Consider the following 25,412-nt stretch of genomic DNA (forward strand, 5'->3'; position numbering starts at 1 on the left):
CTTACGTCCGGTGTGAAGCCTTTTTTCTGAACGGTGAGCGTTTGTTGTTTCTTTATTGAACAGATGTAAACCAAAAAAATTCCTGTCATTGGTCGAATTTGGCTACACTGTGCGCTCTTTTTATTACAGAGTTTTCTATTGTGACGTTACTGATTGTCACCACAATTTTGTGGGCCTTTTCGTTCAGCCTGATTGGCGAATATCTGGCAGGACAGGTAGATACCTGGTTTTCTGTTCTGATTCGCCTGCTGCTGGCTGCCGTGGTATTTTTGCCTTTTCTGCGCTGGCGAGGCTACCGCACTTCCACGCTGCTGTTATATATGGCGGTGGGCGCGTTGCAACTGGGAATTATGTATCTTATCAGTTTCCAGGCCTATCTCTATCTGAGCGTGTCGGAGTTATTGTTGTTCACCGTGATGACACCGCTGTATATCACGTTGATTTACGATCTGCTCAGCGGACGTGGTGTCCGCCTGGGTTATGTGCTGAGTGCGTTACTGGCTGTGGTGGGTGCGGCAATCATTCGCTATGACAAGGTCAGCGATCACTTCTGGTTTGGTTTAATGCTGGTTCAGCTGGCGAATATCTGTTTTGCCGTGGGGATGGTGGGTTACAAGCGTTTGCAGGAAACACGTCCGCTGCCGCAACACACTGCTTTTTCCTGGTTTTATATTGGTGCGGTCAGTGTGGCGATAATCGCCTGGTTATTGTGGGGTAACCCGAATAAACTGCCAACCACCTCTTTCCAGTGGGGAATCCTGGTCTGGCTTGGCGTCGTGGCTTCCGGTTTAGGCTATTTCATGTGGAACTATGGTGCGACCCAGGTTGATGCCGGAACGCTGGGAATTATGAATAATATGCATGTTCCGGCTGGCTTATTAGTTAATCTTGCCATCTGGCAGCAGAAACCGCACTGGCCGAGTTTTATTATTGGAGCGATAGTTATATTTGCCTCATTGTGGGTACACAAAAACTGGATAATTAAAAATAAATAGCGCTGTCATCACCGGGAAATTGAGGTTTCCCGGTAGTATATCTTAAATATTATTTGATGAGCTGATTAATTGGCTCAATCAGGGCACTGAGGAAGGTTTCAATTCTGGCACCAATTTCGCTACCGAGTTCTTCACCATTTGAAATTGCTTCTTCCTCAGAGCTACCAAAAACAGAGGAGAAAGAGGAGGTGAGAGAATACAGGTTAGAAAAAATGGTGCCATACCAGCTTGAGAAAGTATCCTGAATTTTACCTGCACCACTGACATTCATAATTTCTTCGGTATTTAATTCTTTCATTTTCTATATCCTTATAGACATAACGGAGATATTCTCCGTGCATAATATTGCAACTGCTTACATTAGCCTGTCAATAATTAGTGATTTATATTTTATTGGAATAATAGAAATTTATTGTTTTTTTTTGGTGTTTTAATGGTGGGCAGCCTTGTGGCTGCCCGCCTGTTAAATTTTTTTTCTAACCGGAGGGCGCAATTTCATGGTTAATCCTTTAAGAAAATTGCGTAATAGTTGATCGCCACATTCACGATAGTTCTTATGGCCCGGCTTGCGGAAAATGGCACCAATTTCGGATTGCCCCACCGCGAAATCCGCCAGTTTAAGTATTTCAATAATATCGGTGGTTTTCAGATCAAATGCCACGCGCAGTTTCTTCATGATGATATTCTTTGTCATCTTGCGTTCAATTGAAGGCGCTGGCGCGTCTTCACTTTTACCACGGCGCTTAAAAATCAGTCCATTTAAGAAGTAACACATAATCACATCCGGGCAGGAGCGATAGCCTGCGTTTTCCTCTTTCTTCAGGAAGCTCTGCATTTCGGCTTCACTGACCTGGCTCTCTGCCAGCGCGCTCACCGCGACCATTTGGGCATCATTCAAATCCAGCATGTAGCGTACGCTACGCAGGACGTCATTATTAGTCATAAAACTCTCTTGAGATAACAGATGGCATCTGGCGCATTATAGAGACAAATTGCGACATAACCAGAGTTAACATGCCAGCGTCGCGCTGGCGATGGCCTCAACGCGGTGTGGCACAGGGGGGCAGTGCGCCAGGCTGAGAAGCGTCCCTGACCTTTGGCAGATGTTCACAGGCATGCTGGCGGGCGGAACGGATAAAAGCCTCCAGTACCGGCTGGCGCTGCTCTCCATCGCGGACGGCTGCGTATAAACGGCTCCACAGCCCATCGCCCAGCGTTTTGGTGACGACCAGCCCCTGATGTTCAAAACTTTCCACCACCCAGTGGGGGAGTGCCGCGATCCCCATTCCGGCAGAAACCATCTGGATCAGAAGCAGCGTGTTATCAACACTTTTCAACGCCGGACTGATGCCGGCCGGTTGCAGGAAATGACGCCATATATCCAGACGCTGTCGCTGCACGGGATAAATCATCAGCACTTCATCTGACAGATCTTCAGGTGAAATATGCTCAACCTGCGCCAGAGCGTGATCCTGAGCCAGTACCAGACGCACTTCAAAATCAAACATTGGCGAATAAAACAGCCCGCTGCGCGGCAAAATATCGGAGGTCAGCACCACATCCAGCTCACCCTGTTGTAGCGCGGGCTGTGGATCGAAGGTCACGCCAGATTTGAAGTCCATTACCACCTGTGGCCAGCTCTGGCGGAAGTTATTCAGCGCCGGCGTGAGCCACTGAATGCAGCTGTGGCATTCGATAGCGATACGTATCGTGGTCTGATGCGGTTCGTGGCAGGCCTGAAGCGCATACTGAATCTGTGGCAGCACCTGCTCAGCAAGTTGCAGCAGAATGTCGCCCTGAGGGGTAAACCGCAGCGGCTGGCTTTTGCGGACAAATAAACGAAAACCCAGACGCTGTTCCAGGTCGCTGAACTGATGCGACAAGGCTGATTGCGTCTGATGAAGCTGTGCTGCCGCTGCGGCCAGCGATCCGGTATTTCGCAGTGCCTGCAACGTTCGCAGGTGTTTAAGTTCGATCATGAGAGTCCTTCACATCGACAATGAACAAATTGCGCTTGTGGTCAATACAGTACCTGCGGATTATAGATGTGTAAACATCTGGACGTCTAAAAGCCCGGCAGTCAGGATGGCGGGCGGTAACTGAGGAAAGAACTGATGACCATTCTTAGCCATACGCTCGGCTTCCCCCGTGTTGGCCTGCAACGTGAACTGAAAAAAGCCCAGGAGAGCTACTGGGCAGGTAACAGCACTCAGCAAGAGTTACTCGCTGTCGGCCGCGCATTACGATCTCGCCACTGGCAGCAACAGAAAGAGGCCGGCGTGGACAGTGTGCCAGTTGGCGATTTTGCGTGGTACGACCATGTCCTGACAACCAGCCTGATGCTCGGTAACGTACCGGCCCGCCATCAGAACAAAGATGGATCGGTCGATCTTGACACATTATTTCGTGTGGGCCGTGGTCGTGCGCCGACGGGTGAGCCTGCGGCTGCGGCTGAAATGACCAAATGGTTTAATACAAACTACCATTATATGGTGCCAGAGTTCACTAAAGGTCAGCAATTTAAACTGAGCTGGACACAAATACTGGAAGAAGTGGACGAAGCGCTGGCGCTCGGCCATGAAGTGAAGCCGGTGTTGCTTGGCCCGCTAACTTATCTGTGGCTGGGCAAAGTAAAAGGCGAGCAATTTGATCGACTGAGCCTGCTGAAGGACATTCTACCGGTTTATCAGCAGGTGCTGGTTGAGCTGGCGAGGCGTGGCATTAAGTGGGTACAGATCGATGAACCAGCACTGGTGCTTGAATTGCCTCAGCAATGGCTTGCCGCGTTTAAACCCGCATACGAGGCATTGCAGGGAAAAACCAGGCTACTGCTGACCACCTATTTTGAAGGCGTTGGTAGCAATATCGATACTGTTTGTGCGCTACCGGTACAGGGGTTGCATGTGGATTTAGTCCACGGTAAGGATGATATCGCGATGCTGAATGCCAAAATCCCGGCGGACTGGTTGCTCTCTGTTGGGGTGATCAATGGTCGCAATGTCTGGCGTGCGGATCTGAGCAGCTGGTTTGAGCGTCTTCAACCGTTAGTTGGCCAGCGTCAGCAGTTGTGGATCGGTTCATCCTGTTCGCTGTTGCACAGCCCAATCGATCTGAGCACAGAAACTCGCCTGGACGATGAAGTTAAAAGTTGGTTCGCTTTTGCGCTGCAAAAATGTACGGAGCTGTCCCTACTGAGCACTGCACTGAACAATAACGATCCACAATCGCTGGCAGCATGGAGTGCCCCGATCCGCGCCCGTCGTGACTCAACTCGCGTCCATAACGCAGCCGTTGGCAAGCGTCTGGCAGGCATTACAGCCAAAGACAGCCAGCGCGACAGCAGCTATACCGAGCGTGCTCAGGCGCAACGTGATCGTTTCCAGCTGCCTGCATGGCCTACCACGACAATAGGTTCGTTCCCTCAGACCTCAGAGATCCGAGGTTTGCGGTTGGACTTTAAACAGGGGCGTCTGGACGGCAGCAACTACCGTACCGGTATAGCGGAACACATCCGGCAGGCAATTGTTGAGCAGGAACGTTTAGGGCTTGATGTACTGGTACATGGCGAAGCAGAACGTAACGATATGGTGGAGTATTTTGGTGAAAACCTTGATGGTTTCGCCTTTACGCAGAATGGCTGGGTACAGAGCTACGGTTCCCGTTGCGTCAAGCCGCCAGTGATTATCGGTGACGTCAGTCGGCCTGAAGCGATTACCGTTGAGTGGGCAAAATATGCTCAGTCGCTGACTGACAGACCGGTAAAAGGGATGCTGACCGGCCCGGTCACCATCCTCTGCTGGTCCTTCCCGCGCGAAGATGTACCTCGCGAAATCATTGCGAAGCAGATTGCGCTGGCGCTGCGTGATGAAGTGGCCGATCTGGAAAAAGCAGGAATTGGCATTATCCAGATTGACGAACCGGCTCTGCGCGAAGGTCTGCCGCTGCGTCAGTCAGACTGGGCTGCTTATCTGGAGTGGGCGGTGGATGCTTTCCGTCTTAATGCGGCAGTGGCTCGTGACGATACGCAGATCCACACGCATATGTGTTACTGCGAATTCAATGACATCATGGATTCCATCGCCGCGCTGGATGCGGATGTGATTACCATTGAAACGTCCAGATCGGATATGGAGTTGCTGGAGTCATTCGAACAGTTTGAGTATCCAAATGAAATTGGTCCGGGTGTTTATGATATTCACTCACCTAACGTGCCGGATGTGGCGTGGATGGAAGCATTACTGCTGAAAGCCGCGAAGCGAATTCCTGTTGAGCGTCTGTGGGTCAACCCGGACTGCGGCCTGAAAACACGCGGCTGGCCGGAAACCCGCCAGGCACTGGCTAATATGGTGAAGGCGGCGCAGAACCTGCGTAAAACTGAAGCCTGATTACTGTGTGCGGTATTAAGGGGCGTGCTGGCGCCCCTTTACTCATCAATACACACCGTGCTGTTTAAACCACGTCAGCATGCGCTGCCAGCCATCTTTAGCGGACGCTTCATGATAGCTGGGACGGTAGTCGGCATTAAAAGCATGCCCTGCTTCGGGGTAGACCACAATTTCAGCGGTTGAGTTTGCTGCCTGCAGCGCCTGACGCATGCTTTCCACGGAATCCTGCGAAATGCCCTCATCCTTTCCGCCATACAGACCCAGAACCGGTGCGTTCAGATCGGCAACAATATCGATCGGTTGTTTCTGTTGCTGCATCGTTTTTTCACCAACCAGTTTGCCATACCAGGCGACACCGGCCTTCAATTGTGGATTGTGTGCGGCGTACAGCCACGTAATGCGGCCACCCCAACAGAAACCGGTCACCGCCATATTGCGCATATCGCCACCATGGCGCGACGCCCAGTTGGCAACGTGATCCAGATCGGCCAGTACCTGAGTATCAGGCACTTTACTCACCAGTTCCTTCAGCAGTGTCGGAATATCGGCGTAAGCCGCCGGATCGCCCTGCCGAAAATAAAGCTCCGGTGCTATCGCCAGATAGCCTTCCATCGCCAGGCGACGACAGATATCGCGTATATGTTCATGTACGCCGAAAATCTCCTGCACCACCAGAATAACCGGCAGTGGGCCTTCAGCATGGCGCGGTTTGGCGTGAAAAGCGGGCATATTCTCGCCCTGCGTGGGGATGGATGTTTCTCCACACTGAATGGCGTCACTCCCGGTGGTGATAGTGCTTGATGCGACAGGTGATACGGCGGGAGCGAATCCGTTATTACTCATTTTCTGAGTCGTAGTATCTTCGGTTGTCATTGTTCTCTCCATGCATGAATTAGCGCAATCAGCTAACTATAGCCAGGATTACGCGGCTCCCTGCCCATCTTTATCACTGGCGCAAACGGCTGTGGACGGACAGGTTGAGGCGGCGGCTGAAAGCATAAGACTTAAATGTGACAAAAATCACTTTTCTAAGTGTATTTTATGTAACTGTCATTATGCATAGTGATATTTCTCACACCTAAGCCAGCAGATTTCCGTTACTCTGCGGCTTCGCATCCGCCATCTTAAGAGCCACAGGAGTTTCAATGGCGCAGTCAGACGTTTTTCACCTGGGATTAACCCGGGCCGATCTTCATGGCGCGACCCTGGCAATCGTGCCAGGCGATCCTGAACGAGTAAAAAAAATTGCCGCGCTGATGGATAATGCCGTTCATCTGGCTTCGCACCGTGAATTTACCACCTGGCGTGCGGAGATCGACGGCAAAGCGATTATCGTGTGCTCGACCGGTATTGGCGGCCCTTCCACCTCAATTGCCGTGGAAGAACTTGCCCAGCTGGGGATACGCACTTTTCTGAGAGTAGGTACTACCGGCGCCATCCAGCCTGATATCAATGTCGGGGATGTGCTGGTAACCACTGGCTCTGTCCGCCTGGATGGCGCCAGCCAGCACTTTGCCCCGCTTGAGTTTCCTGCCGTAGCCGACTTCACCTGTACCACCGCACTTGTGGCAGCCGCCAGGGCGGCGGGGGCCACCACCCACATCGGTATCACTGCGTCTTCCGATACTTTTTATCCGGGACAGGAGCGCTACGACACTTTTTCTGGCCGTGTGGTCACCCGCTTCCAGCACTCAATGAAAGAGTGGCAGCAGATGGGCGTACTGAACTATGAAATGGAATCGGCCACTTTGCTGACCATGTGTGCCAGTCAGGGGTTACGTGCGGGAATGATCGCCGGGGTGATCGTTAATCGTACCCAGCAGGAGATCCCTGATGAGGAAACGATGAAAAAAACCGAGAGTGATGCGGTGCGTATTGTGGTTGACGCGGCCCGTAAGCTGCTCTGATGGTTTTGTCTGGACATTCATACAGTGTCGCTCTACCTTTCCCGTAGATAAACCGATGCGGGAGAAAATAGCGTGGATGTAACAATCAGTTACGGTATCTGTATTGGCCTGGCTGGGATGCTGGTGGGATGGCTGATTGCCTGGTTCAGAGGCCAGCAGCTGGTGACCAGACAGGAAACAGAACGACAACTGTTGGAGCAGTCCGGCGAACAGCTTTACCAGGAGCGCGATCGCCTGGTACAACAAGTAGAACAAGAGCAGCAACGGCAAAAGCAGAACGAGCTGGAGCTACGGCAACTGTACGGTTCGCTTTCTGCTGCCCAGGAAAAACTGCATCAGCTGGATCACTGGCGTAATGAAGCCGGGCAGCTAACCCGTGAACTGCGTCATCAGCTGGAAATCAACAGTGCGCAGGAAGCAGAGCTTCGTGAAGTCACCATCCGTCTGGAAGAGACGCGTATGGCGGCGGAGGAGAAACAGCGTCTGCTGACCAACAGTGAGCAGCGTCTCAATGCCCAGTTTGAAAATCTCGCTAACCGTATTTTTGAAAACAGTGGCCGACGCGTTGATGAACAAAACCGACAAAGCCTGAACGGATTGATTGCGCCTTTGCGTGAGCAACTGGAAGGGTTTCGTCGCCAGGTGCAGGAAGGCTTTGGCCAGGAAGCGCGTGAACGTCACACATTGTCCCATGAAATCCGTAACCTGCAGCAGCTTAATGCGCAAATGGCTCAGGAAGCGATCAACCTTACCAGGGCGCTGAAAGGCGATAATAAAACACAGGGCAACTGGGGTGAAATTGTGCTCAGCCGGGTGTTGGAGGCTTCCGGTCTGCGTGAAGGCCATGAGTATGAAACGCAGGTTACGGTTCAGCTGGAGCAAAATGGACGCATGCAGCCGGATGTGATAGTGCGCCTCCCGCAGGGCAAGGATGTGATTATTGATGCAAAAATGACGCTGGTCGCCTATGAACGCTATTTTAATGCTGAAGATGATGCCTCGCGGGAGACGGCGATCGGTGAGCATATTGCCTCTGTTCGCAGTCATCTGCGTTTGCTGAGCCGAAAAGATTATCAACAGTTGCCCGGTTTACGCTCTCTGGATTATGTGTTGATGTTTATTCCCGTTGAACCCGCGTTCTTACTGGCTATAGACCGGCAGCCTGAGCTTATCAGTGAGGCGCTTAACCAGAATATCATGCTGGTCAGCCCTACCACGCTGCTGGTGGCGTTGCGCACGATTAACAACCTGTGGCGTTACGAGCATCAGAGTCGTCATGCGCAACGTATTGCCGATCGGGCCGCCAGGCTGTACGACAAAATGCGGCTGTTTGTTGATGATATGTCAGCGATGGGGCAAAACCTCGACCGGGCACAGGACAGCTACCGGCAGGCAATGAAAAAGCTCGCTGAAGGGCGTGGAAATATGATTGCGCAGGCTGAGGGTTTTCGTCAGCTGGGTGTGGAGGTGAAGCGGCCAATCAATCCGCGGCTTGTGGAACAGGCGATAGCAGAAGAGGCCGAAGATAATGAAGATTTCACCCACTCCGCATCAAATCCTCCATCGCAGATAAATGAATAACGCGACACCCCTTCGCGATCTGTAAATGAATAAATTGCAAGGCCGTGCCTGGCCTGCCGGACTCTGATACACTTGGCGGTATCTTGATTGCATAGCAGGTAAAACAAATGGCAGATGAATCAAAGGACACCACCCATTTTGGCTACCGCACCGTGGCAAAAAACGAAAAGGCCGACATGGTAGCCGATGTTTTCCATTCTGTTGCGGCCAAATATGACCTGATGAACGACCTGATGTCCTTCGGTATTCACCGAATCTGGAAACGTTTTACTATTGATTCCAGCGGGGTTCGTCGTGGGCAGCGTGTGCTTGACCTGGCCGGAGGGACCGGAGACCTGACGGCGAAATTCTCGCGTCTTGTCGGTGATACGGGTGAAGTCGTGCTCGCTGATATCAACAGCTCAATGCTGAAAGTGGGCCGTGAAAAGCTACGCAACAAGGGCATTCTTGGCAACGTCAACTACGTGCAGGCCAATGCCGAAGCATTGCCATTTCCTGATAATTATTTCGACTGCATTACTATTGCGTTTGGTTTACGGAACGTCACCGAAAAAGAGAAGGCGCTGGCCTCTATGTTCCGTGTGCTGAAGCCTGGTGGGCGGCTTTTGGTGCTTGAGTTCTCGAAACCCGTGCTGGCTCCGCTGAACAAAGCCTATGATGCTTACTCTTTCCATGTCCTGCCGCGTATCGGTGAGTTGGTGGCGAAAGATGCGCAAAGTTATCGTTATCTTGCTGAATCAATTCGAATGCACCCGGATCAGGAGACGCTGAAGCAGATGATGACAGATGTCGGATTTGAAAATACCACTTATTCCAATCTGACCGGGGGCATCGTAGCACTGCACCGCGGCTTCAAGTTTTAAACGGGATAACGCATGACTTTAATGCCGCTGTTAACTGCGGGGCTGGAAACAGCACTTAATCAGGTTTTGTATCGCGATCGCAGCCTGAAAGCGGCGCGTCAACGTTTGAAGGGCAAAACCCTGGCCATTGAACTGACAGAACTGCCTCAGTCGGTTATCTTCATCTTTGGTGAAAACCAGGTCGATGTGTTGGGTGAATGGTCTGAGGCACCGGACTGTCTGGTGAAAACCCGGCTGAGCACATTGCCCAGGCTGCGGGATCGCCAACGGTTGACCAGTATGATCCGCAGCGGTGAGCTGGAAGTTGAAGGAGATTTGCAGGTTGTTCAGCAGTTTTCAGCGCTGATCGACCTTGCTGAACTGGATCCGGCCGAATACCTCGCGCCCTGGACTGGTGATATTGCCGCTCAGGGGATTGGCCAGTTTGCCCAGCGTGGAATCGGGCTCGTTCGCCATAATCTGAAGTGCCGGCAGGGTTATCTCAGCCAGGCGTTGACCGAAGAGTGGCAGCTGGCTCCAGGCGGACTGGAACTGGCCTGGTTTGCCGGGGAAGTGGACGCACTGAACGATAAATTTGCTGCGTTACAACGACGACTTGATGCACTGGAAGACAAATGACCTTCGGAGAACTGCGTCGCCTCTATTTTATTATTCGTATTTTTCTCAGCTTCGGCCTCGACGAACTGATCCCGAAAACACGGCTGACATTGCCTCTCAGACTGTGGCGAAAGTGTCTTTTCTGGATGCCAAACCGACACAAAAACCTGCCTCTGGGTGAACGTTTACGGTTGGCGCTGGAGCAGTTGGGACCGGTATGGATCAAGTTCGGTCAGATGATGTCGACCCGACGCGATCTGTTTCCACCTGACATTGCCGATCGGTTGGCGATGCTACAGGATCGTGTGGCCCCGTTTGATGGTGTGATGGCCAAACGGCAGATTGAACTGTCTCTTGGATGTGCTTTAGAGAATTACTTTGATGATTTTGTCATCACGCCGCTGGCTTCTGCTTCTATCGCTCAGGTACACACGGCGACGCTGAAAGAGAATGGTCGGGAGGTGGTCATTAAGGTGATCCGCCCGGATATTCTGCCGGTGATTAAAGCGGATATGAAACTGATTAAACGTATGGCGCGTTGGATCCCCCGGCTGTTGCCCGATGGTCGTCGTCTGCGTCCTCAGGAGGTTGTTGCTGACTACGAAAAAACGCTGATCGATGAGCTTAACCTGCTGCGTGAAGCGGCGAATTCCATTCAGCTCCGGCGCAATTTTGCTAACAACAAGATGCTGTACGTCCCGGAAATTTTTTCCGACTATTGCAGTGAAACTATGCTGGTGATGGAACGCATCTATGGTATTCCCATCAATGACGTGGTGCAGCTTGAGCAGCATGGAGTCAACATGAAATTGTTGGCCGAACGTGGCGTTCAGGTGTTTTTCACCCAGGTTTTCCGGGACAGTTTTTTTCATGCGGATATGCATCCCGGCAATATTTTCGTCAGCTATGAGCACCCGGAAGATCCCCAGTACATCGGCATTGATTGCGGTATCGTGGGCTCCCTGAATAAGGCAGATAAGCGCTATCTTGCTGAGAATTTTATCGCTTTCTTTAATCGTGACTATCTCAAAGTGGCAGAACTGCATGTGGATTCTGGCTGGGTGCCGCCAGACACCAACGTGGAGGACTTCGAGTGCGCAATCCGTACGGTGTGTGAACCGATTTTCGAAAAACCGCTGGCGGAAATTTCTTTCGGCCATGTGTTGCTGAACTTATTTAATACAGCGCGGCGTTTCAATATGGAAGTTCAGCCTCAACTGGTTCTCCTGCAGAAAACATTGTTGTATGTTGAAGGCGTGGGGCGGCAGTTATATCCGCAACTTGATTTGTGGAAAACCGCCAAGCCTTTCCTGGAAGAGTGGATCAAGGATCAGGTCGGTATTCCGGCTATCGTGCGTGCATTGAAGGAGAAAGCACCCTTCTGGGCGGAAAAGCTGCCTGAATTACCAGAGTTGTTTTACAGCAGCCTCCGCCAGCATAAACACTTGCAGCACAGTATTGATAAGCTGACCAGCGACCTGAAAGGGGAGCGTGCCCGGCAACATCAGTCGCGGTATCTGTTTGGTACAGGAGCAACGCTGTTGCTGAGCGGCACGGCTATTCTTTTGACCCGGCCACAATGGGACTTGATTTCTGCGGCAATGATCGCCGCCGGGCTGGTAACGTGGCTGGTTGGCTGGCGTAAAACGGCTGAGTGACAGTAAAAGTACATGATCGTCAAACACTCACTGACGCACCTTTTTTCATCGCCAGCGTAGTGTAAGTTGTACAGGGCACAAAACGGGTATAGCAACTGATTATCGGAGGTAAAAAATGGGCGGTATCAGTATCTGGCAATTGTTAATTATTGCCGTCATTGTGGTTCTTCTTTTTGGTACGAATAAGTTACGGTCGTTGGGCTCCGATCTCGGTTCTTCGATTAAAGGCTTTAAAAAGGCCATGAGTGAGGAAGACGAAAAGGAAAAAGATCACGCCAACGATGCTGATTTCAATGCCCGGCTGGCTGAACAGCAGCCGACAGAGGCAAAGAAAGAAAACGTCAAAAACGACAAGGTATAAACCGTGTTTGACATAGGCTTTAGTGAACTGCTGCTGGTGTTTGTTATTGGCCTGGTCGTACTGGGTCCCCAGCGTCTGCCCGTGGCAGTCAGAACCGTTGTGGGCTGGATCCGTGCGATGCGCTCACTGGCGGCAAATGTGCAGAATGAACTGGCCCAGGAACTCAAGCTACAGGAGTTGCAGGAAAGTCTGAGGAAAGTGGAAGAGGCAAGTAAAAACAGTCTTACGCCAGAGCTGAAAGCCTCTGTTGAAGAACTGAAGCAGTCGGCAGAGTCAATGAAACGCACCTATCTGGGCGAAAATGAAAAGGCCGATGACGAAGCTCATACAATCCACAATCCGTTGGTGAAAAATCCCGCAGGCGCCACGCCGGCGGCAGCGGGGCATCAGGCCAGCGCTCCGATCCAGGCACCCGGCGCGACGGAGGCGCTGGGGAGTGATGTTTCTTCCAGGGCAGTCAGCCCGCAGGGCCTGGACTCAGAGACTGCCGTTGCCGCTGAACCCATCGTTCATGTCTCGCAGGCTGCCAGTCCTTCAGTTGAAAAACCTGCATTAACTGCCACGGCTACGACAGAGAGTACCGCGACATCGATTCTTTCCAGCCGTGCTCCGGCTTCAACTACTCAACCGGGGGAGCAACGTTAAACATGGCTGTTGAAGATACTCAACCGCTGATCGGTCATTTGATTGAACTGCGTAAGCGTCTGCTCAACTGCATTATTGCCGTTGTGGCTATTTTCCTGTGTCTGGCTTACTTCTCCAATGATATTTATCACCTTATTGCAGCCCCTTTAATCAGTCAGATGCCTGCGGGTGCCAGTATGATTGCGACGGATGTTGCTTCACCGTTCTTCACGCCGGTCAAACTGACGATGATCGTGTCGGTGTTTCTTGCGGTGCCGGTGATCCTGCATCAGATTTGGGCATTTGTCGCGCCAGCCCTCTATCGCCATGAGCGCAGGCTGGTGATGCCGCTGCTGTTTTCCAGTTCTTTCCTATTCTATCTGGGGATGGCTTTCGCCTATTTTGTTGTTTTTCCGTTAGCCTTCGGATTCTTTGCCAAAACCGCACCTCAGGGTGTCCAGATAGCGACTGACATTAACAAGTATCTCGATTTTGTTATGACGCTGTTTATGGCTTTTGGTGTTTCCTTTGAGGTCCCGGTTGCCATCGTGTTGCTATGCTGGAGCGGGGTGACCAGCCCGGAAGCGCTGAAGAAGAAGCGTCCTTATGTGTTGGTGGGTGCCTTCGTGGTGGGCATGCTATTGACGCCCCCGGATGTGTTCTCCCAGACGTTGTTGGCCATTCCGATGTACTGCCTTTTTGAAGTGGGCGTCTATTTCTCCCGTTTCTATGTTGGCAAAGGACGCGAAGACAGTGGAAAAGAAGAATCTGCAACAGAATAGCGATGCACCGTGGTGTGCCTTGCGTTCCGTTGAAATGAAATAACCGCCCATCAGGGCGGTTACTGCCTGGAACTCGTTATGTTTGATATTGGGGTTAATCTCACCAGTACGCAATTTGCGCAGGATCGCGATCGGGTCGTGAAACGTGCAAGAGATGTGGGCGTGGCAGGTTTGCTGATCACCGGCACTAACGCGCTCGGAAGCCAGCAGGCGCAACATCTCGCGGCTCGCAGTCCGGGATATTGTTGGTCGACTGCCGGTGTGCACCCTCATCACGCCAGTGAATGGTCTGCAGAAACCCTCTCCACCCTCCGGCGTCTTGCCGAAAGCCCTGAGGTTGTGGCGATTGGCGAATGTGGACTGGACTTCAACCGCAATGGCTCAGAACCCGATCAGCAAGCCTACGCCTTTAATGCACAGCTGGAGTTGGCGGCTGAACTGGGGCTGCCTGTGTTTCTCCACTGCCGCGAGGCTCATGATCGTTTCATGGCGATTCTCACCCCATGGTTGCCAAAGCTGAGTGGGGCAGTGCTTCACTGTTTTACCGGCACGAAGGATGAGCTGGAGGCCTGTCTTGCTGTTGGTTTGTCGATTGGCATTACCGGCTGGATATGTGATGAACGTCGCGGGCAGGCATTGCGTGAACTGGTGCCACTTATTCCGGCAAACCGTCTGCTGCTGGAAACGGATGCACCTTATCTGATACCGCGCGACCTGCGTCCCCGTCCTGCTTCCCGCCGTAATGAGCCTTGTTTTCTGCCGCATATCGTTGAGCAGGTGGCTGGGTTACGGGGAGAAGAGGCTACTGCCGTGGGGCGTCAGAGTGAGCAAAACGCAAGGGCGCTGTTCAGGCTGAATAACCAGCCTGAATAACCGTTTCCAGGAGGTAACATTCAGAGTTTCTGAAACTGTTTGTTATCCAGGCTTCGAACGATTTGCTTGTTAAGCAATTTAAGCAACAGCATGGAGCGCGCTTCTCCATCGGGTTCGGTAAAAATTGCTTTCAGCCCTTCAAAAGCACCGGCAATGATCATTACCTGTTCGCCCGGCTGTGGCAAATCCGGGTCCTCCTCCGTCTCAGTCCTTTCGGTCTGTAAAGCGGTAATCACATCCTCAGGGACAATAGCAGGCATGCTGCCAAAACGGACAAAGTGGCTGACGCCCCTGGTTGCGCTGATGGTAGTGGTATGAATGGTTTCCGGATCAAACTTAATAAACAGATAATTGGGGAACAGGGGTTCATTCACCCTGGTGCGTCTGCCTCGCACCATTTTCTCTATTGCAATCATTGGGCTGAGACAGTGCACGGCCTGGCGTTCCAGGTGTTCTTTGGCACGAAGCAACTGACCACGTTTGCAATAAAGTAAATACCAGGATTCCATAACGTCACTTTGCAATTTCAGGGGCAGTAAGAATAACAAAATTGATACAAGAGTAATAGTTGCATCCCGGCAGAGGCGGTCTGCAGTTTAACTTGTTAACAAAATATTATGCATGATGGCTTTCCGGCGATTTCAGTAGGTGTGATTATTGCGTTAAAGAGGGGCGTTTGTTATCAAAATGTCCGCAATTTTGTCTCTGAGACAGCGAAAAATTAAGCATACCACGCTAATCCTCCCTATAATGGCCCATTTACTGGTTGTATAGATGAGAAGTCATGAAATACCACGACTTACGCGACTTCCTTTCTCTGCTGGAGCAGCGCGGGGAACTAAAACGCATCACCATGGAGATCGATACCGATCTTGAGATGACCGAAATTGCCGACCGTACCCTGCGGTCTGGAGGTCCTGCGTTATTATTCGAAAATCCCAAAGGCCACAGTATGCCGGTGCTTTGTAACCTGTTTGGTACGCCGCAACGAGTTGCGCTGGGCATGGGACAGGAAGATGTAACAGCACTTCGTGATGTGGGCCGGTTACTGGCCTTTTTGAAAGAGCCTGAGCCGCCGCGTGGTTTCCGCGATTTCATGGGGAAACTGCCGCAGTGGAAGCAGGTATTAAATATGCCGACGAAATGCCTGCGGGATGCACCATGCCAACAGCTAATCTGGCAGGGCGAAGAGGTTGATTTACACAATATTCCGGTGATGAGGTGCTGGCCGGAAGATGCTGCACCGCTGATTACCTGGGGGCTAACGGTAACCCGTGGACCCAACAAGGAGCGGCAAAATCTGGGGATTTATCGTCAGCAACTGATAGGTAAAAACAAGCTGATTATGCGCTGGCTGTCGCACCGTGGTGGCGCGTTGGATTTCCAGGAATGGTCGCAGCAGCGTCCTGGTGAACGCTTCCCGGTTGCGGTGGCGCTGGGTGCCGATCCGGCAACTATTCTCGGCGCCGTCACCCCTGTCCCTGATACCCTGTCGGAATATGCTTTTGCCGGACTGTTACGCGGGACAAAAACCGAAGTGGTGAAATGTATCTCCTGCGATCTTAATATCCCCGCCAGCGCCGAAATCGTGCTGGAAGGCTACATTGAAGCAGGTGAAGTGGCACCGGAAGGGCCTTACGGCGATCACACCGGCTATTATAATGAAGTCGATAATTTCCCGGTGTTTACCGTGACACACATGACGCAACGTCGTGATGCAATTTATCATTCCACCTATACGGGGCGACCACCGGATGAGCCAGCGGTGCTGGGTGTGGCACTGAATGAAGTGTTCGTGCCGATTCTGCAAAAGCAGTTTCCTGAAATTGTCGATTTCTATCTTCCACCGGAAGGTTGCTCCTATCGACTGGCGATTGTTACCATTAAAAAACAGTATGCTGGTCATGCCAAACGGGTGATGATGGGCGTCTGGTCTTTCCTGCGTCAGTTTATGTACACCAAGTTTGTGATTGTCTGCGATGATGATGTTAACGCCCGTGACTGGAATGATGTTATCTGGGCGGTAACCACCCGCATGGACCCGGCCAGGGACACCGTAATGGTGGAAAACACGCCGATTGATTATCTTGATTTCGCTTCGCCGGTTTCAGGCCTGGGATCCAAGATGGGTCTGGATGCCACCAATAAATGGCCGGGCGAAACCCAGCGTGAATGGGGCCGTCCAATCCGTAAGGATCCTGCCGTGACGGCCAGAATTGATGCGATCTGGGATGAATTAGGTATCTTAAGTGACACGCCCAAACGCACAACTGCGTCCGGCCAATAAATGTTCGACCCAACAGAGGGAATGCATGACAACGCTAAGCTGTAAAGTGATCTCGGTAGAGACGATTACCGATACTGTTTACCGGGTGCGCATGGTGCCGGAAGCTGACTTCAGCTTTCGTGCCGGTCAGTACCTGATGGTGGTGATGGATGAGCGTGACAAACGGCCATTTTCACTCGCCTCCACGCCGATGGAGAAGGACATCATTGAGCTGCACATCGGCGCTTCAGAGCTGAATCTTTACGCAATGGCAGTCATGGAGCGTATCCAACAACAGCGTAAAATTACCGTGGATATTCCTCATGGGGATGCCTGGCTGCGGGAAGAGGGCGACCGTCCGCTGATTCTGGTTGCAGGCGGTACGGGCTTCTCTTATGCGCGTTCTATCCTGCTCACCGCCCTGTCGCAGCAGCCGGATCGTGACATCGCGCTCTACTGGGGCGGCCGCGAGCTGAAGCACCTCTACGATATGGAAGAACTGGAAGCGCTGGCGGTCAGGCACGCTAACCTGAAGATCATTCCGGTGGTTGAGCAGCCTGAAGCGGGCTGGGAAGGACGCAATGGTACGGTGCTGACGGCGGTGATGAATGATTACGGCAGCCTCGCCGGTCATGACATCTACATTGCCGGACGTTTTGAAATGGCGAAGATTGCGCGGGAACGTTTTTGTGCCGAACGTGGCGCGAAAGCGGATCAGATGTATGGCGATGCCTTTGCTTTCATCTGATTTTCATGGGGCAGAGCCTTCTGCCCCTGAATAAAAAACCTTCCCTCACCGCCAGGAGGCACCGCAGTATCACTTCCAGCCAATCTCAGACTCGCTCGAAGACCGTTGCAATCCCCTGGCCCAGACCAATACACATGGCGGCGAGGCCAAACTGGCCATCATGTCGTTCCAGCAGATTTAGCAGCGTGGTGCTGATGCGTGCCCCGGAGCACCCGAGTGGATGACCAAGTGCAATCGCGCCACCGTTAATGTTGACTTTGTCATCCAGTACGTCCAGCAGCCCAAGGTCTTTGATGCAGGGCAACGTCTGGGCAGCGAAGGCTTCATTCAGTTCAAACAGATCGATATCGCTGACGCTCAAACCGGCCCTTTTCAGCGCCAGCGTTGACGCCGGAACTGGGCCGTAGCCCATGATCGAAGGATCGCAGCCCACTACCGCCATTGAGCGAAGATAAGCGCGGGGTTTCAGGCCCAGCTCTTTAGCGCGTAACTCGCTCATCACCAACATCGCGGCAGCGCCATCTGACAGTGCTGAAGAACTGGCCGCCGTGACCGTACCATTTACCGGATCGAAAGCAGGCCGCAGGGCCGCGAGGCCTTCGGCCGTGGTATCCGGGCGAATAACCTCGTCATAATCATAACGTTTCAGTACGCCGTCGGCATCGTGGCCGTTGGTGGCGACAATTTCGCTGGCAAAGTGTCCTGCCTGAGTGGCGGCCCAGGCACGCTGGTGAGAACGGGCGGCAAAGGCATCCTGCATTTCACGGCTGATACCATGCATTTTCGCCAGCAGCTCGGCGGTCAGGCCCATCATGCCTGCGGCTTTCGCCACGGTTTTGCTCAGACCGGGGTGGAAATCCACCCCGTGGCTCATCGGCACATGTCCCATATGTTCCACGCCGCCGACCAGGCATGCACCGGCATCGCCCACCATAATTGCTCTGGCGGCATCGTGTAGCGCCTGCATTGATGAACCGCAAAGACGGTTAACCGTGGTGGCTGGCACCCGGTGTGGGATCTCTGCCAGCAGTGCCGCATTACGGGCAATATTAAATCCCTGTTCCAGCGTCTGCTGCACGCATCCCCAGTAAACATCGTCGAGTTTTTCTGAGGCCAGCGCCGGATTGCGGCTGAGCAGGTTACGCATCAGATGTGCGGAAAGATCTTCGGCCCGGATATGACGATAAGCTCCGCCTTTGGAACGACCCATCGGCGTGCGTACGGCATCAACAATTACAACTTTTTCCATCTTCCTGTCCTCACGCCATTTTTAACGTGGCATCGCCAATCGGCGCAACCTGGGAATACCAGCTTTCATCACGCTGCGCTTTCTCTTGCAGGCTGGCCGGAGGCAGATACAATGCGCCAAGCTGACTGAAATGCGCTGACTGGCTGACGAAACCGGCGTTGCTCCGGGTATCCAGATAGCGGAATACGCCACCGTGGAAAGGGGGGAAGCCAATACCGTAAACCAGTGCCATATCTGCTTCAGCAGGCGTGGCGATAATATTCTCTTCCAGGCAGCGCACCACCTCATTAATCATTGGGATCATCATGCGGGCGATAATGTCGTCATCGCTAAAGATCCGTTTCGGCTTGCAGATACCCTGCAGCAGTTCATCGACGGTCGGATCGGCCAACTTCTTCGGTTTGCCTTTACTGTCAGTTTCCCAACGATAAAAGCCAAGCTGGTTTTTTTGCCCGAAGCGTTTTGCCTCGAACAGTACATCAACAGCATCGCGGTAATCTTTCTTCATTCTGTCCGGGAAGCCTTTCGCCATCACGGCTTGCGCGTGGTGGGCGGTATCGATGCCCACCACATCCAGCAGCCAGGCAGGACCCATCGGCCAGCCAAACTGTTTTTCCATTACGTTATCTATCTGGCGGTAGTCCGCGCCATCTCGCAACAGCAAACTGAAGCCAGCGAAATAGGGGAACAGCACCCGGTTAACAAAAAAACCGGGGCAGTCATTGACCACGATTGGCGTTTTGCCCATCTGACTGGCCCAGGCCACGACGCTGGCCAGCGTGGTCTCAGAGGTTTTTTCGCTGCGGATAACCTCAACCAGCGGCATACGGTGTACCGGATTAAAGAAGTGCATGCCGCAGAAATTCTCAGGTCGTACCAGGGTCCTGGCCAGTTCACCAATGGGAATGGTGGAGGTATTGGATGCCAGAATCGCGCCCTCATGCAGATGGGCTTCTGTCTCCGCCAGAACGCGGGCCTTCACTTTTGGATCTTCCACCACCGCTTCAACCACCACATCCACCTGTTCAAAGCCTGCATAGTTCAGTGTCGGCTGGATGGAGCCAATCACGCTCGCCAGTGTCATACCGTCAATGCGGCCGCGTTCCAACTGCCTGTTCAGCAGCGTAGCTGCTTCATTCATTCCCAGCGTCAGCGCGGCGGGATTGATATCCTTCATGATCACCGGCACCCCTTTCAAGGCTGATTGATACGCGATGCCGCCACCCATGATCCCGGCGCCCAGTACGGCGGCCTGACGTGGTTTTTCTACCTCACGGGCAAGTTTTTTAGCTTTCCCTTTGACCAGCTGATCGTTGAGAAATATGCCGACCATCGCCCTTGCTGTATCAGAGCGTGCCAGTGGCACAAAAGCCTGAGTCTCCAGCTTAAGTGCCTCGTCCCGACCGTAATGGGCGGCAGCTTCAATGGTTTTTACGGCGATGAGCGGTGCCGGGTAATGTTTACCGGCGTTCTGTAAAACCATTCCTTTAGCGACGGTAAAACTCATTGCGGCTTCTGTTTTGCTCAATTTTAGCGGTTGCAGCTTTGGCTGACGTCGTGCGCGCCAGTCCTGCTTACCCCCGATTGCCTCAAGCAGAATTTTGATCCCTGCCTCACGCAGTTTTTCCGCCGGAAGCACGGCATCAACCAGACCGATTGCCAGTGCTTTTACCGCATCCACATCCTTCCCGGCGGTAATAATTTCCAGCGCGCTGTCTGCACCAAGCAGTCGTGGCATGCGCACTGAGCCGCCAAAACCAGGGATAATTCCCAGTTTGGTTTCTGGCAAGCCAATCCGCGCATCGGCTGATGCAATGCGGAAATCGGTCGCCATCACGCATTCACATCCACCGCCAAGGGCGTAACCATTCACTGCAGACAATGTCGGAACCGGTAAATCCTCGAGGCGGTTAAAAATATCGTTGGCAAAGGCCAGCCAGTCAGCCAGCTTTTCCGCCGGAGCAGCAAACAATGACAGAAATTCCGTGATATCTGCTCCGACGAGAAAGGCTGGTTTACCGGAAGTAAGCAGCAGTGCTTTCAGTTGCGTATGTTGTTCAAGTACCGAGATTGCTTCACCCAGGCTGACGACGGTTTGCGTGTCGAGCTTGTTGACAGGGCCTGGTGCATCAAACACCAGTTCAGCGATGCCCTGGTCCAGCCAGTTCAGGGTAAGCGTTTCACCTTGGTAAAGCATGGTCATCTCCTGGGGCCGCGATTAAAGGATCTGGTCATACCAGATGAATGGGAGTGTGGAATTTATGTTAAAAATTTGCAAACAACTGATTGCTTATTTGCAAACAAGATCACAGGTACGGCAAAAGGGCATCACCGTGATAAGATGCGTTCACTTTGGTCATAACGGAGGCATGTGATGGGATCTCTGGTCACTCTGTATCAGCAGCATATAAAAACGCTACAGGAACGTGCGCAGCAGGTTCTGGCCCGCTCTCAGCTCGATGCTATGCTGATCCACTCCGGTGAGTTGCTGACCGTTTTTCTTGATGATCATACCTACCCTTTCAAGGTCAGTCCGCTATTTAAGGCCTGGGTACCGGTAACTTCTGTACCACACTGCTGGCTGTGGGTGGACGGTATTACTAAGCCAAAACTGTGGTTCTGGTCGCCAGTGGATTACTGGCACAACGTCGAGCCACTGCCGCAAAGTTTCTGGACGAATGAAATCGATATCGTGGCATTGAAACAGGCTGACGACATCGGCAAGCTGCTACCATGCGGGCGCGCTAACGTGGCCTATATCGGTCCCGTACCTGAACGTGCCGCTCAACTTGGTATCAAAGCAGAACAGATCAACCCGCAAGGAATGCTGGATTTTCTGCATTACTACCGTTCTTATAAAACCGATTACGAGCTTTACTGTATGCGTGAAGCGCAGAAAACGTCGGTCGTTGGTCATCGGGCGGCGAAAGAGGCTTTCCTGTCCGGCATGAGCGAGTTCGATATCAATGCGGCTTATCTCAGCGCCACGGGGCACCGTGACATTGATGTGCCTTACGGCAACATTATTGCGCTGAACGAACATACGGCGGTGCTGCATTACACCAAACTGGACCCGCTGCCACCGGATAAAACCCGCAGCTTCCTGATTGATGCCGGCGCGGAATACAATGGCTACGCTGCCGATCTGACGCGTACTTATGCTGCACAAAGCGACGGCATTTACGCACAGTTGATCAAAGACATGAATGAGGAAACGTTGGCACTGATTGCCACGCTGAAAACGGGCGTGCGCTATACCGAATATCATCAGCAGATGCATCATCGCATTGCAAAACTGTTATTAAAGCATCAGCTGGTGAAAGGGATGAGTGAGGAAGCGCTGGTGGCCGAAGACCTGACCGGGCCGTTTATGCCGCATGGCGTGGGTCATCCGCTGGGGCTTCAGGTTCATGATGTTGCCGGATTTATGCAGGATGACCAGGGGACGCATCTGGCAGCGCCGCAACAGTATCCTTATCTCCGCTGCACGCGCATCCTTGAACCACGTATGGTGCTGACCATTGAACCGGGCATCTATTTTATTGATTCACTGCTTGCCCGCTGGCGTGAAGGAAAATTCACTCAGCACTTTGACTGGGCGCGTATTGACGCGCTGAAACCTTATGGTGGTATTCGCATTGAGGATAATGTCGTGCTCCATGAGCATGGTGTGGAAAACATGACGCGCGATCTGAAGCTGGACTGATGGACGCTTATGACATCCCTGCAGGGCTGTTCAGCTTCAGCGAGGAGATTAAAAAAAGTCGTTTCATCACGCTGTTAGCGCATACCGATGGTGTTGATGCCGCACGCGCTTTTGTTCAGCAGATAAAAAGTGAACATCCTGACGCGCGGCATCACTGCTGGGCATGGGTGGCTGGTTCGCCTGCGGACTCCCAACGGCTGGGCTTTTCCGATGACGGAGAACCTTCAGGTACGGCAGGTAAACCGATGCTTGCCCAACTGATGGGCAACAACATTGGTGAAACCACTGCGGTGGTTGTTCGTTACTATGGCGGTATTCAGCTGGGGACCGGTGGGCTGGTTAAAGCCTATGGCGGTGGCGTACAACAGGCGTTGAAAGCGCTGCCTCGGCTGCAAAAAGTGCCGATGCTGACCTTTACGCTTTGCTGCGACTATGCGCAGTTAGCTGAAATCGAAAGAATGATCGCTCGGTTCCGGGGGCAATTGCAGAACAGTGAATTTCTACAATCTGTCTCACTTACGCTGGCTTTGCCGCATGCTCAGGTTGCCGGGTTTACGCAAAAACTGACTGACTTCAGCAGAGGCGCACTTCATCTGGCCCCGCTTAAATAATATTTTCACTGTCTGGAAAGGAAAGGTTGCATGCATTTTCGCGCCATCACCCGCATCGTGGGTTTACTGGTCATTTTGTTTTCAGGAACCATGATTGTTCCCGGCCTGGTGGCGTTGATCTACCGCGATGGTGCCGGACGCGCCTTTACCCAAACCTTTTTTATGGCGCTGCTGATCGGATCGCTATTGTGGTGGCCAAACCGTAATCAGAAGCACGATCTCAAGCCACGTGAAGGTTTCCTGATAGTTGTCTTGTTCTGGACGGTGTTGGGTAGCGTGGGGGCAATGCCCTTTATTTTTGCCGAACACCCGAATCTCTCGGTCACCGATGCTTTCTTCGAGTCTTTTTCCGGCCTGACCACCACGGGAGCAACAACCCTGGTGGGGCTGGACTCATTGCCGAAAGCAATTTTGTTTTATCGGCAAATGTTGCAGTGGCTTGGAGGGATGGGGATCATTGTGCTGGCGGTGGCGATCCTGCCCATTCTCGGGGTGGGGGGGATGCAGTTGTATCGTGCTGAAATGCCGGGGCCACTGAAGGACAATAAAATGCGGCCACGTATCGCTGAGACGGCAAAAACGCTGTGGCTTATCTATGTGTTGCTGACGGTAGTGTGCGCGCTGGCGCTATGGCTTGCCGGGATGCCATTGTTTGACGCCATCGGACATAGCTTTTCAACTATCGCCATTGGTGGTTTTTCCACACACGATGCCAGCATTGGCTATTTTAACAGCCCAACGATCAACACTATTATCGCCATTTTCCTGCTGATTTCTGGCTGTAACTACGGCCTGCATTTTTCATTACTGAGCGGTCGCAATCTTCGTGTCTACTGGCGTGACCCGGAATTTCGTATGTTTATCAGCGTACAGCTCACGCTGGTTGTCATCTGCACCGTGGTGCTTTGGTTCCGCGATGTCTACAGTTCAGGGTTGCAAACGCTGAACCAGGCCTTCTTCCAGGTCGTATCAATGGCGACTACCGCCGGTTTCACTACGGACAGTATCGCGCGCTGGCCACTATTTCTGCCAGTTTTGCTGCTCTGTTCCGCTTTTGTTGGTGGCTGTGCCGGCTCGACCGGTGGCGGGCTAAAGGTGATTCGTATTTTACTGTTGTTCAAGCAGGGTAACCGCGAGCTGAAGCGGTTAGTGCATCCCAATGCGGTCTATACCATTAAGCTTGGACAGCGAGCGTTACCTGAACGGATCCTTGAAGCGGTATGGGGATTCTTCTCAGCGTATGCGCTGGTTTTCCTGCTGAGTATGCTGGCTATTATTGCCACCGGCGTTGATGATTTTTCGGCTTTTGCTGCCGTTGCGGCAACGCTGAATAATCTGGGGCCGGGCCTGGGGGTAGTGGCGGATAATTTCACTACCATGAATGATACGGCGAAATGGATTTTAATCCTGACTATGCTTTTTGGTCGTCTTGAGGTCTTCACGCTGTTAGTCCTTTTCACGCCGACGTTCTGGCGCGAATAACTTAAATTGAGTGCTTATATGAAAGCGTTAATTCTGTTTTCCAGCCGCGATGGTCAAACCCGTGAGATTGCTTCTTTTATTGCTAACCGGCTTAAAGAGCAGCAAGAGTGTGATATTCACGACATATTGCATACGGATACGCTTGACTGGAGTAAATACGATCGCGTGTTGATTGGAGCTTCAATCCGTTATGGTCACTTTCATCCGGCATTAATGGTGTTTGTAGAACGGCATCTGGCAGAGTTGCGGCAGCGTCCTTCTGGTTTCTTCTCAGTGAATCTGACCGCCCGTAAACCTGAAAAGCGAACGCCACAAACGAATGCCTATACACGGAAGTTTCTGCTGAAATCACCATGGCAGCCAGACTGTAGCGCGGTATTCGCGGGGGCATTGCGTTATCCGCGCTATGGCTTCTTTGACCGTATTATGATCCAGTTTATTATGCGTCTTACCGGTGGTGAAACAGATACCACAAAAGAGGTAGAGTACACAGATTGGGATCAGGTGGGACGTTTTACCCATGAATTTGCGGCAATATCACGCACTATGCAGTAAAAAAACGCACTTTGTCGAAAAATGAGGCTGTCAGTCATTTATTTGCAATAAACACTTGTCAGTCGTCACAAACTCCCTATAATGCGCCACCACTGACACGGAACAACGGCTTACGGGTCGCCGGGTTAAGAGGTTCAGCACGCTGAACCGCCGGAGCAACTTCTTCTCA

Annotated in this window: 24 protein-coding genes; 17 read left to right on the forward strand and 7 right to left on the reverse strand. The window is 52.4% G+C overall.

What is annotated here, in order from left to right; genetic code table 11:
* The first annotated feature begins 140 nt into the window (after positions 1-140).
* Positions 141-995, forward strand: coding sequence for a carboxylate/amino acid/amine transporter (locus EB241_RS18295; protein ID WP_124234524.1), 855 nt, complete (start codon positions 141-143; stop codon positions 993-995).
* 49 nt (positions 996-1,044) lie between these two features.
* On the opposite strand, the gene EB241_RS18300 is transcribed toward EB241_RS18295, so the two are convergent.
* From EB241_RS18300 to metR, 3 genes are all read right to left on the reverse strand, one after another.
* Positions 1,045-1,293: a hypothetical protein gene (locus EB241_RS18300; RefSeq protein ID WP_124234525.1), complete on the reverse strand. Its 249-nt coding sequence runs from the start codon at positions 1,291-1,293 to the stop codon at positions 1,045-1,047.
* Between the two features lie 165 nt (positions 1,294-1,458).
* Positions 1,459-1,938, reverse strand: coding sequence for a YehS family protein (locus EB241_RS18305; RefSeq protein ID WP_124234526.1), 480 nt, complete (start codon positions 1,936-1,938; stop codon positions 1,459-1,461).
* Between the two features lie 97 nt (positions 1,939-2,035).
* Positions 2,036-2,974, reverse strand: coding sequence for an HTH-type transcriptional regulator MetR (metR, locus tag EB241_RS18310; protein ID WP_124234527.1), 939 nt, complete (start codon positions 2,972-2,974; stop codon positions 2,036-2,038).
* Positions 2,975-3,109: 135 nt separating this feature from the next.
* Between metR and metE the strand changes: the two genes are divergently transcribed.
* Positions 3,110-5,380 carry a 5-methyltetrahydropteroyltriglutamate--homocysteine S-methyltransferase gene (gene metE / locus EB241_RS18315; RefSeq protein WP_124234528.1) on the forward strand — a complete coding sequence of 757 codons (2,271 nt, stop codon included), beginning with the start codon at positions 3,110-3,112 and terminating at the stop codon, positions 5,378-5,380.
* A gap of 45 nt (positions 5,381-5,425) precedes the next feature.
* Here the strand turns inward: metE and EB241_RS18320 are convergent, their stop codons facing one another.
* A complete protein-coding gene (locus tag EB241_RS18320; RefSeq protein ID WP_124234529.1) occupies positions 5,426-6,253 on the reverse strand; it encodes a dienelactone hydrolase family protein in 828 nt (275 codons plus the stop codon).
* Positions 6,254-6,525: 272 nt separating this feature from the next.
* On the opposite strand from EB241_RS18320, the gene udp reads away from it, so the two are divergent.
* The 9 genes from udp to tatD all read left to right on the forward strand — a co-directional run bounded on the left by udp (position 6,526) and on the right by tatD (position 14,626).
* Positions 6,526-7,287 (forward strand): uridine phosphorylase, encoded by a 762-nt coding sequence (gene udp, locus EB241_RS18325; RefSeq protein ID WP_124234530.1) that lies wholly within the window; start codon positions 6,526-6,528, stop codon positions 7,285-7,287.
* Between the two features lie 72 nt (positions 7,288-7,359).
* A complete protein-coding gene (gene rmuC / locus EB241_RS18330; RefSeq protein ID WP_124234531.1) occupies positions 7,360-8,868 on the forward strand; it encodes a DNA recombination protein RmuC in 1,509 nt (502 codons plus the stop codon).
* Between the two features lie 107 nt (positions 8,869-8,975).
* Positions 8,976-9,731, forward strand: coding sequence for a bifunctional demethylmenaquinone methyltransferase/2-methoxy-6-polyprenyl-1,4-benzoquinol methylase UbiE (gene ubiE / locus EB241_RS18335; RefSeq protein ID WP_124234532.1), 756 nt, complete (start codon positions 8,976-8,978; stop codon positions 9,729-9,731).
* Between the two features lie 12 nt (positions 9,732-9,743).
* Complete coding sequence (gene ubiJ, locus EB241_RS18340; RefSeq protein ID WP_124234533.1) at positions 9,744-10,349, forward strand: ubiquinone biosynthesis protein UbiJ; 606 nt, start codon at positions 9,744-9,746, stop codon at positions 10,347-10,349.
* Positions 10,346-11,986 (forward strand): ubiquinone biosynthesis regulatory protein kinase UbiB, encoded by a 1,641-nt coding sequence (gene ubiB / locus EB241_RS18345; protein ID WP_124234534.1) that lies wholly within the window; start codon positions 10,346-10,348, stop codon positions 11,984-11,986. The genes ubiJ and ubiB overlap by 4 nt, the downstream gene beginning before the upstream one ends.
* Positions 11,987-12,101: 115 nt before the next feature.
* Entirely contained in the window at positions 12,102-12,347 is a 246-nt protein-coding gene (tatA, locus tag EB241_RS18350; protein WP_124234535.1) for a Sec-independent protein translocase subunit TatA, read from the forward strand.
* Positions 12,348-12,350: 3 nt separating this feature from the next.
* Entirely contained in the window at positions 12,351-12,992 is a 642-nt protein-coding gene (gene tatB, locus EB241_RS18355) for a Sec-independent protein translocase protein TatB (RefSeq protein WP_124234536.1), read from the forward strand.
* 2 nt (positions 12,993-12,994) lie between these two features.
* Positions 12,995-13,753, forward strand: a complete 759-nt coding sequence (gene tatC, locus EB241_RS18360; protein WP_124234537.1) for a Sec-independent protein translocase subunit TatC — start codon at positions 12,995-12,997, stop codon at positions 13,751-13,753.
* 78 nt (positions 13,754-13,831) lie between these two features.
* Positions 13,832-14,626 carry a 3'-5' ssDNA/RNA exonuclease TatD gene (gene tatD, locus EB241_RS18365; protein WP_124234538.1) on the forward strand — a complete coding sequence of 265 codons (795 nt, stop codon included), beginning with the start codon at positions 13,832-13,834 and terminating at the stop codon, positions 14,624-14,626.
* A gap of 20 nt (positions 14,627-14,646) precedes the next feature.
* On the opposite strand, the gene rfaH is transcribed toward tatD, so the two are convergent.
* The gene (gene rfaH, locus EB241_RS18370; protein ID WP_124234539.1) at positions 14,647-15,135 is read right to left on the reverse strand and encodes a transcription/translation regulatory transformer protein RfaH; all 489 of its coding nucleotides are present in this window, start codon (positions 15,133-15,135) and stop codon (positions 14,647-14,649) included.
* Positions 15,136-15,410: 275 nt separating this feature from the next.
* Between rfaH and ubiD the strand changes: the two genes are divergently transcribed.
* Both ubiD and fre read left to right on the forward strand, forming a co-directional pair.
* Positions 15,411-16,913 (forward strand): 4-hydroxy-3-polyprenylbenzoate decarboxylase, encoded by a 1,503-nt coding sequence (ubiD, locus tag EB241_RS18375; RefSeq protein ID WP_124234540.1) that lies wholly within the window; start codon positions 15,411-15,413, stop codon positions 16,911-16,913.
* A gap of 25 nt (positions 16,914-16,938) precedes the next feature.
* Entirely contained in the window at positions 16,939-17,640 is a 702-nt protein-coding gene (gene fre / locus EB241_RS18380; RefSeq protein ID WP_124234541.1) for an NAD(P)H-flavin reductase, read from the forward strand.
* 85 nt (positions 17,641-17,725) lie between these two features.
* Here the strand turns inward: fre and fadA are convergent, their stop codons facing one another.
* Positions 17,726-18,889: an acetyl-CoA C-acyltransferase FadA gene (gene fadA, locus EB241_RS18385; RefSeq protein ID WP_124234542.1), complete on the reverse strand. Its 1,164-nt coding sequence runs from the start codon at positions 18,887-18,889 to the stop codon at positions 17,726-17,728.
* Positions 18,890-18,899: 10 nt separating this feature from the next.
* Positions 18,900-21,086 (reverse strand): fatty acid oxidation complex subunit alpha FadB, encoded by a 2,187-nt coding sequence (gene fadB, locus EB241_RS18390; protein ID WP_124234543.1) that lies wholly within the window; start codon positions 21,084-21,086, stop codon positions 18,900-18,902.
* Between the two features lie 177 nt (positions 21,087-21,263).
* Between fadB and pepQ the strand changes: the two genes are divergently transcribed.
* From pepQ to hemG, 4 genes are read left to right on the forward strand one after another with little or no spacing between them, the layout of a single operon-like run.
* Positions 21,264-22,595, forward strand: a complete 1,332-nt coding sequence (pepQ, locus tag EB241_RS18395) for a Xaa-Pro dipeptidase (protein WP_124234544.1) — start codon at positions 21,264-21,266, stop codon at positions 22,593-22,595.
* Positions 22,595-23,206 (forward strand): IMPACT family protein, encoded by a 612-nt coding sequence (locus EB241_RS18400; RefSeq protein ID WP_124234545.1) that lies wholly within the window; start codon positions 22,595-22,597, stop codon positions 23,204-23,206. Before pepQ ends, EB241_RS18400 begins: the two co-directional genes overlap by 1 nt.
* A gap of 30 nt (positions 23,207-23,236) precedes the next feature.
* Positions 23,237-24,688: a Trk system potassium transporter TrkH gene (trkH, locus tag EB241_RS18405; protein WP_124234546.1), complete on the forward strand. Its 1,452-nt coding sequence runs from the start codon at positions 23,237-23,239 to the stop codon at positions 24,686-24,688.
* Between the two features lie 18 nt (positions 24,689-24,706).
* Complete coding sequence (hemG, locus tag EB241_RS18410) at positions 24,707-25,243, forward strand: menaquinone-dependent protoporphyrinogen IX dehydrogenase (RefSeq protein ID WP_124234547.1); 537 nt, start codon at positions 24,707-24,709, stop codon at positions 25,241-25,243.
* The last annotated feature ends 169 nt before the right edge of the window (positions 25,244-25,412 follow it).

Source organism: Erwinia psidii, assembly GCF_003846135.1.
Lineage (GTDB): Bacteria > Pseudomonadota > Gammaproteobacteria > Enterobacterales > Enterobacteriaceae > Erwinia > Erwinia psidii.

Coding starts and splice junctions, on each gene's coding strand:
- EB241_RS18300 (WP_124234525.1), bottom strand. CDS start 1,293: ATGAAAGAATTAAATACCGAAGAAATTATGAATGTCAGTGGTGCAGGT.
- EB241_RS18305 (WP_124234526.1), bottom strand. CDS start 1,938: ATGACTAATAATGACGTCCTGCGTAGCGTACGCTACATGCTGGATTTG.
- metR (WP_124234527.1), bottom strand. CDS start 2,974: ATGATCGAACTTAAACACCTGCGAACGTTGCAGGCACTGCGAAATACC.
- metE (WP_124234528.1), top strand. CDS start 3,110: ATGACCATTCTTAGCCATACGCTCGGCTTCCCCCGTGTTGGCCTGCAA.
- EB241_RS18320 (WP_124234529.1), bottom strand. CDS start 6,253: ATGACAACCGAAGATACTACGACTCAGAAAATGAGTAATAACGGATTC.
- udp (WP_124234530.1), top strand. CDS start 6,526: ATGGCGCAGTCAGACGTTTTTCACCTGGGATTAACCCGGGCCGATCTT.
- ubiE (WP_124234532.1), top strand. CDS start 8,976: ATGGCAGATGAATCAAAGGACACCACCCATTTTGGCTACCGCACCGTG.
- ubiJ (WP_124234533.1), top strand. CDS start 9,744: ATGACTTTAATGCCGCTGTTAACTGCGGGGCTGGAAACAGCACTTAAT.
- ubiB (WP_124234534.1), top strand. CDS start 10,346: ATGACCTTCGGAGAACTGCGTCGCCTCTATTTTATTATTCGTATTTTT.
- tatA (WP_124234535.1), top strand. CDS start 12,102: ATGGGCGGTATCAGTATCTGGCAATTGTTAATTATTGCCGTCATTGTG.
- tatC (WP_124234537.1), top strand. CDS start 12,995: ATGGCTGTTGAAGATACTCAACCGCTGATCGGTCATTTGATTGAACTG.
- tatD (WP_124234538.1), top strand. CDS start 13,832: ATGTTTGATATTGGGGTTAATCTCACCAGTACGCAATTTGCGCAGGAT.
- rfaH (WP_124234539.1), bottom strand. CDS start 15,135: ATGGAATCCTGGTATTTACTTTATTGCAAACGTGGTCAGTTGCTTCGT.
- ubiD (WP_124234540.1), top strand. CDS start 15,411: ATGAAATACCACGACTTACGCGACTTCCTTTCTCTGCTGGAGCAGCGC.
- fre (WP_124234541.1), top strand. CDS start 16,939: ATGACAACGCTAAGCTGTAAAGTGATCTCGGTAGAGACGATTACCGAT.
- fadA (WP_124234542.1), bottom strand. CDS start 18,889: ATGGAAAAAGTTGTAATTGTTGATGCCGTACGCACGCCGATGGGTCGT.
- fadB (WP_124234543.1), bottom strand. CDS start 21,086: ATGCTTTACCAAGGTGAAACGCTTACCCTGAACTGGCTGGACCAGGGC.
- pepQ (WP_124234544.1), top strand. CDS start 21,264: ATGGGATCTCTGGTCACTCTGTATCAGCAGCATATAAAAACGCTACAG.
- EB241_RS18400 (WP_124234545.1), top strand. CDS start 22,595: ATGGACGCTTATGACATCCCTGCAGGGCTGTTCAGCTTCAGCGAGGAG.
- trkH (WP_124234546.1), top strand. CDS start 23,237: ATGCATTTTCGCGCCATCACCCGCATCGTGGGTTTACTGGTCATTTTG.
- hemG (WP_124234547.1), top strand. CDS start 24,707: ATGAAAGCGTTAATTCTGTTTTCCAGCCGCGATGGTCAAACCCGTGAG.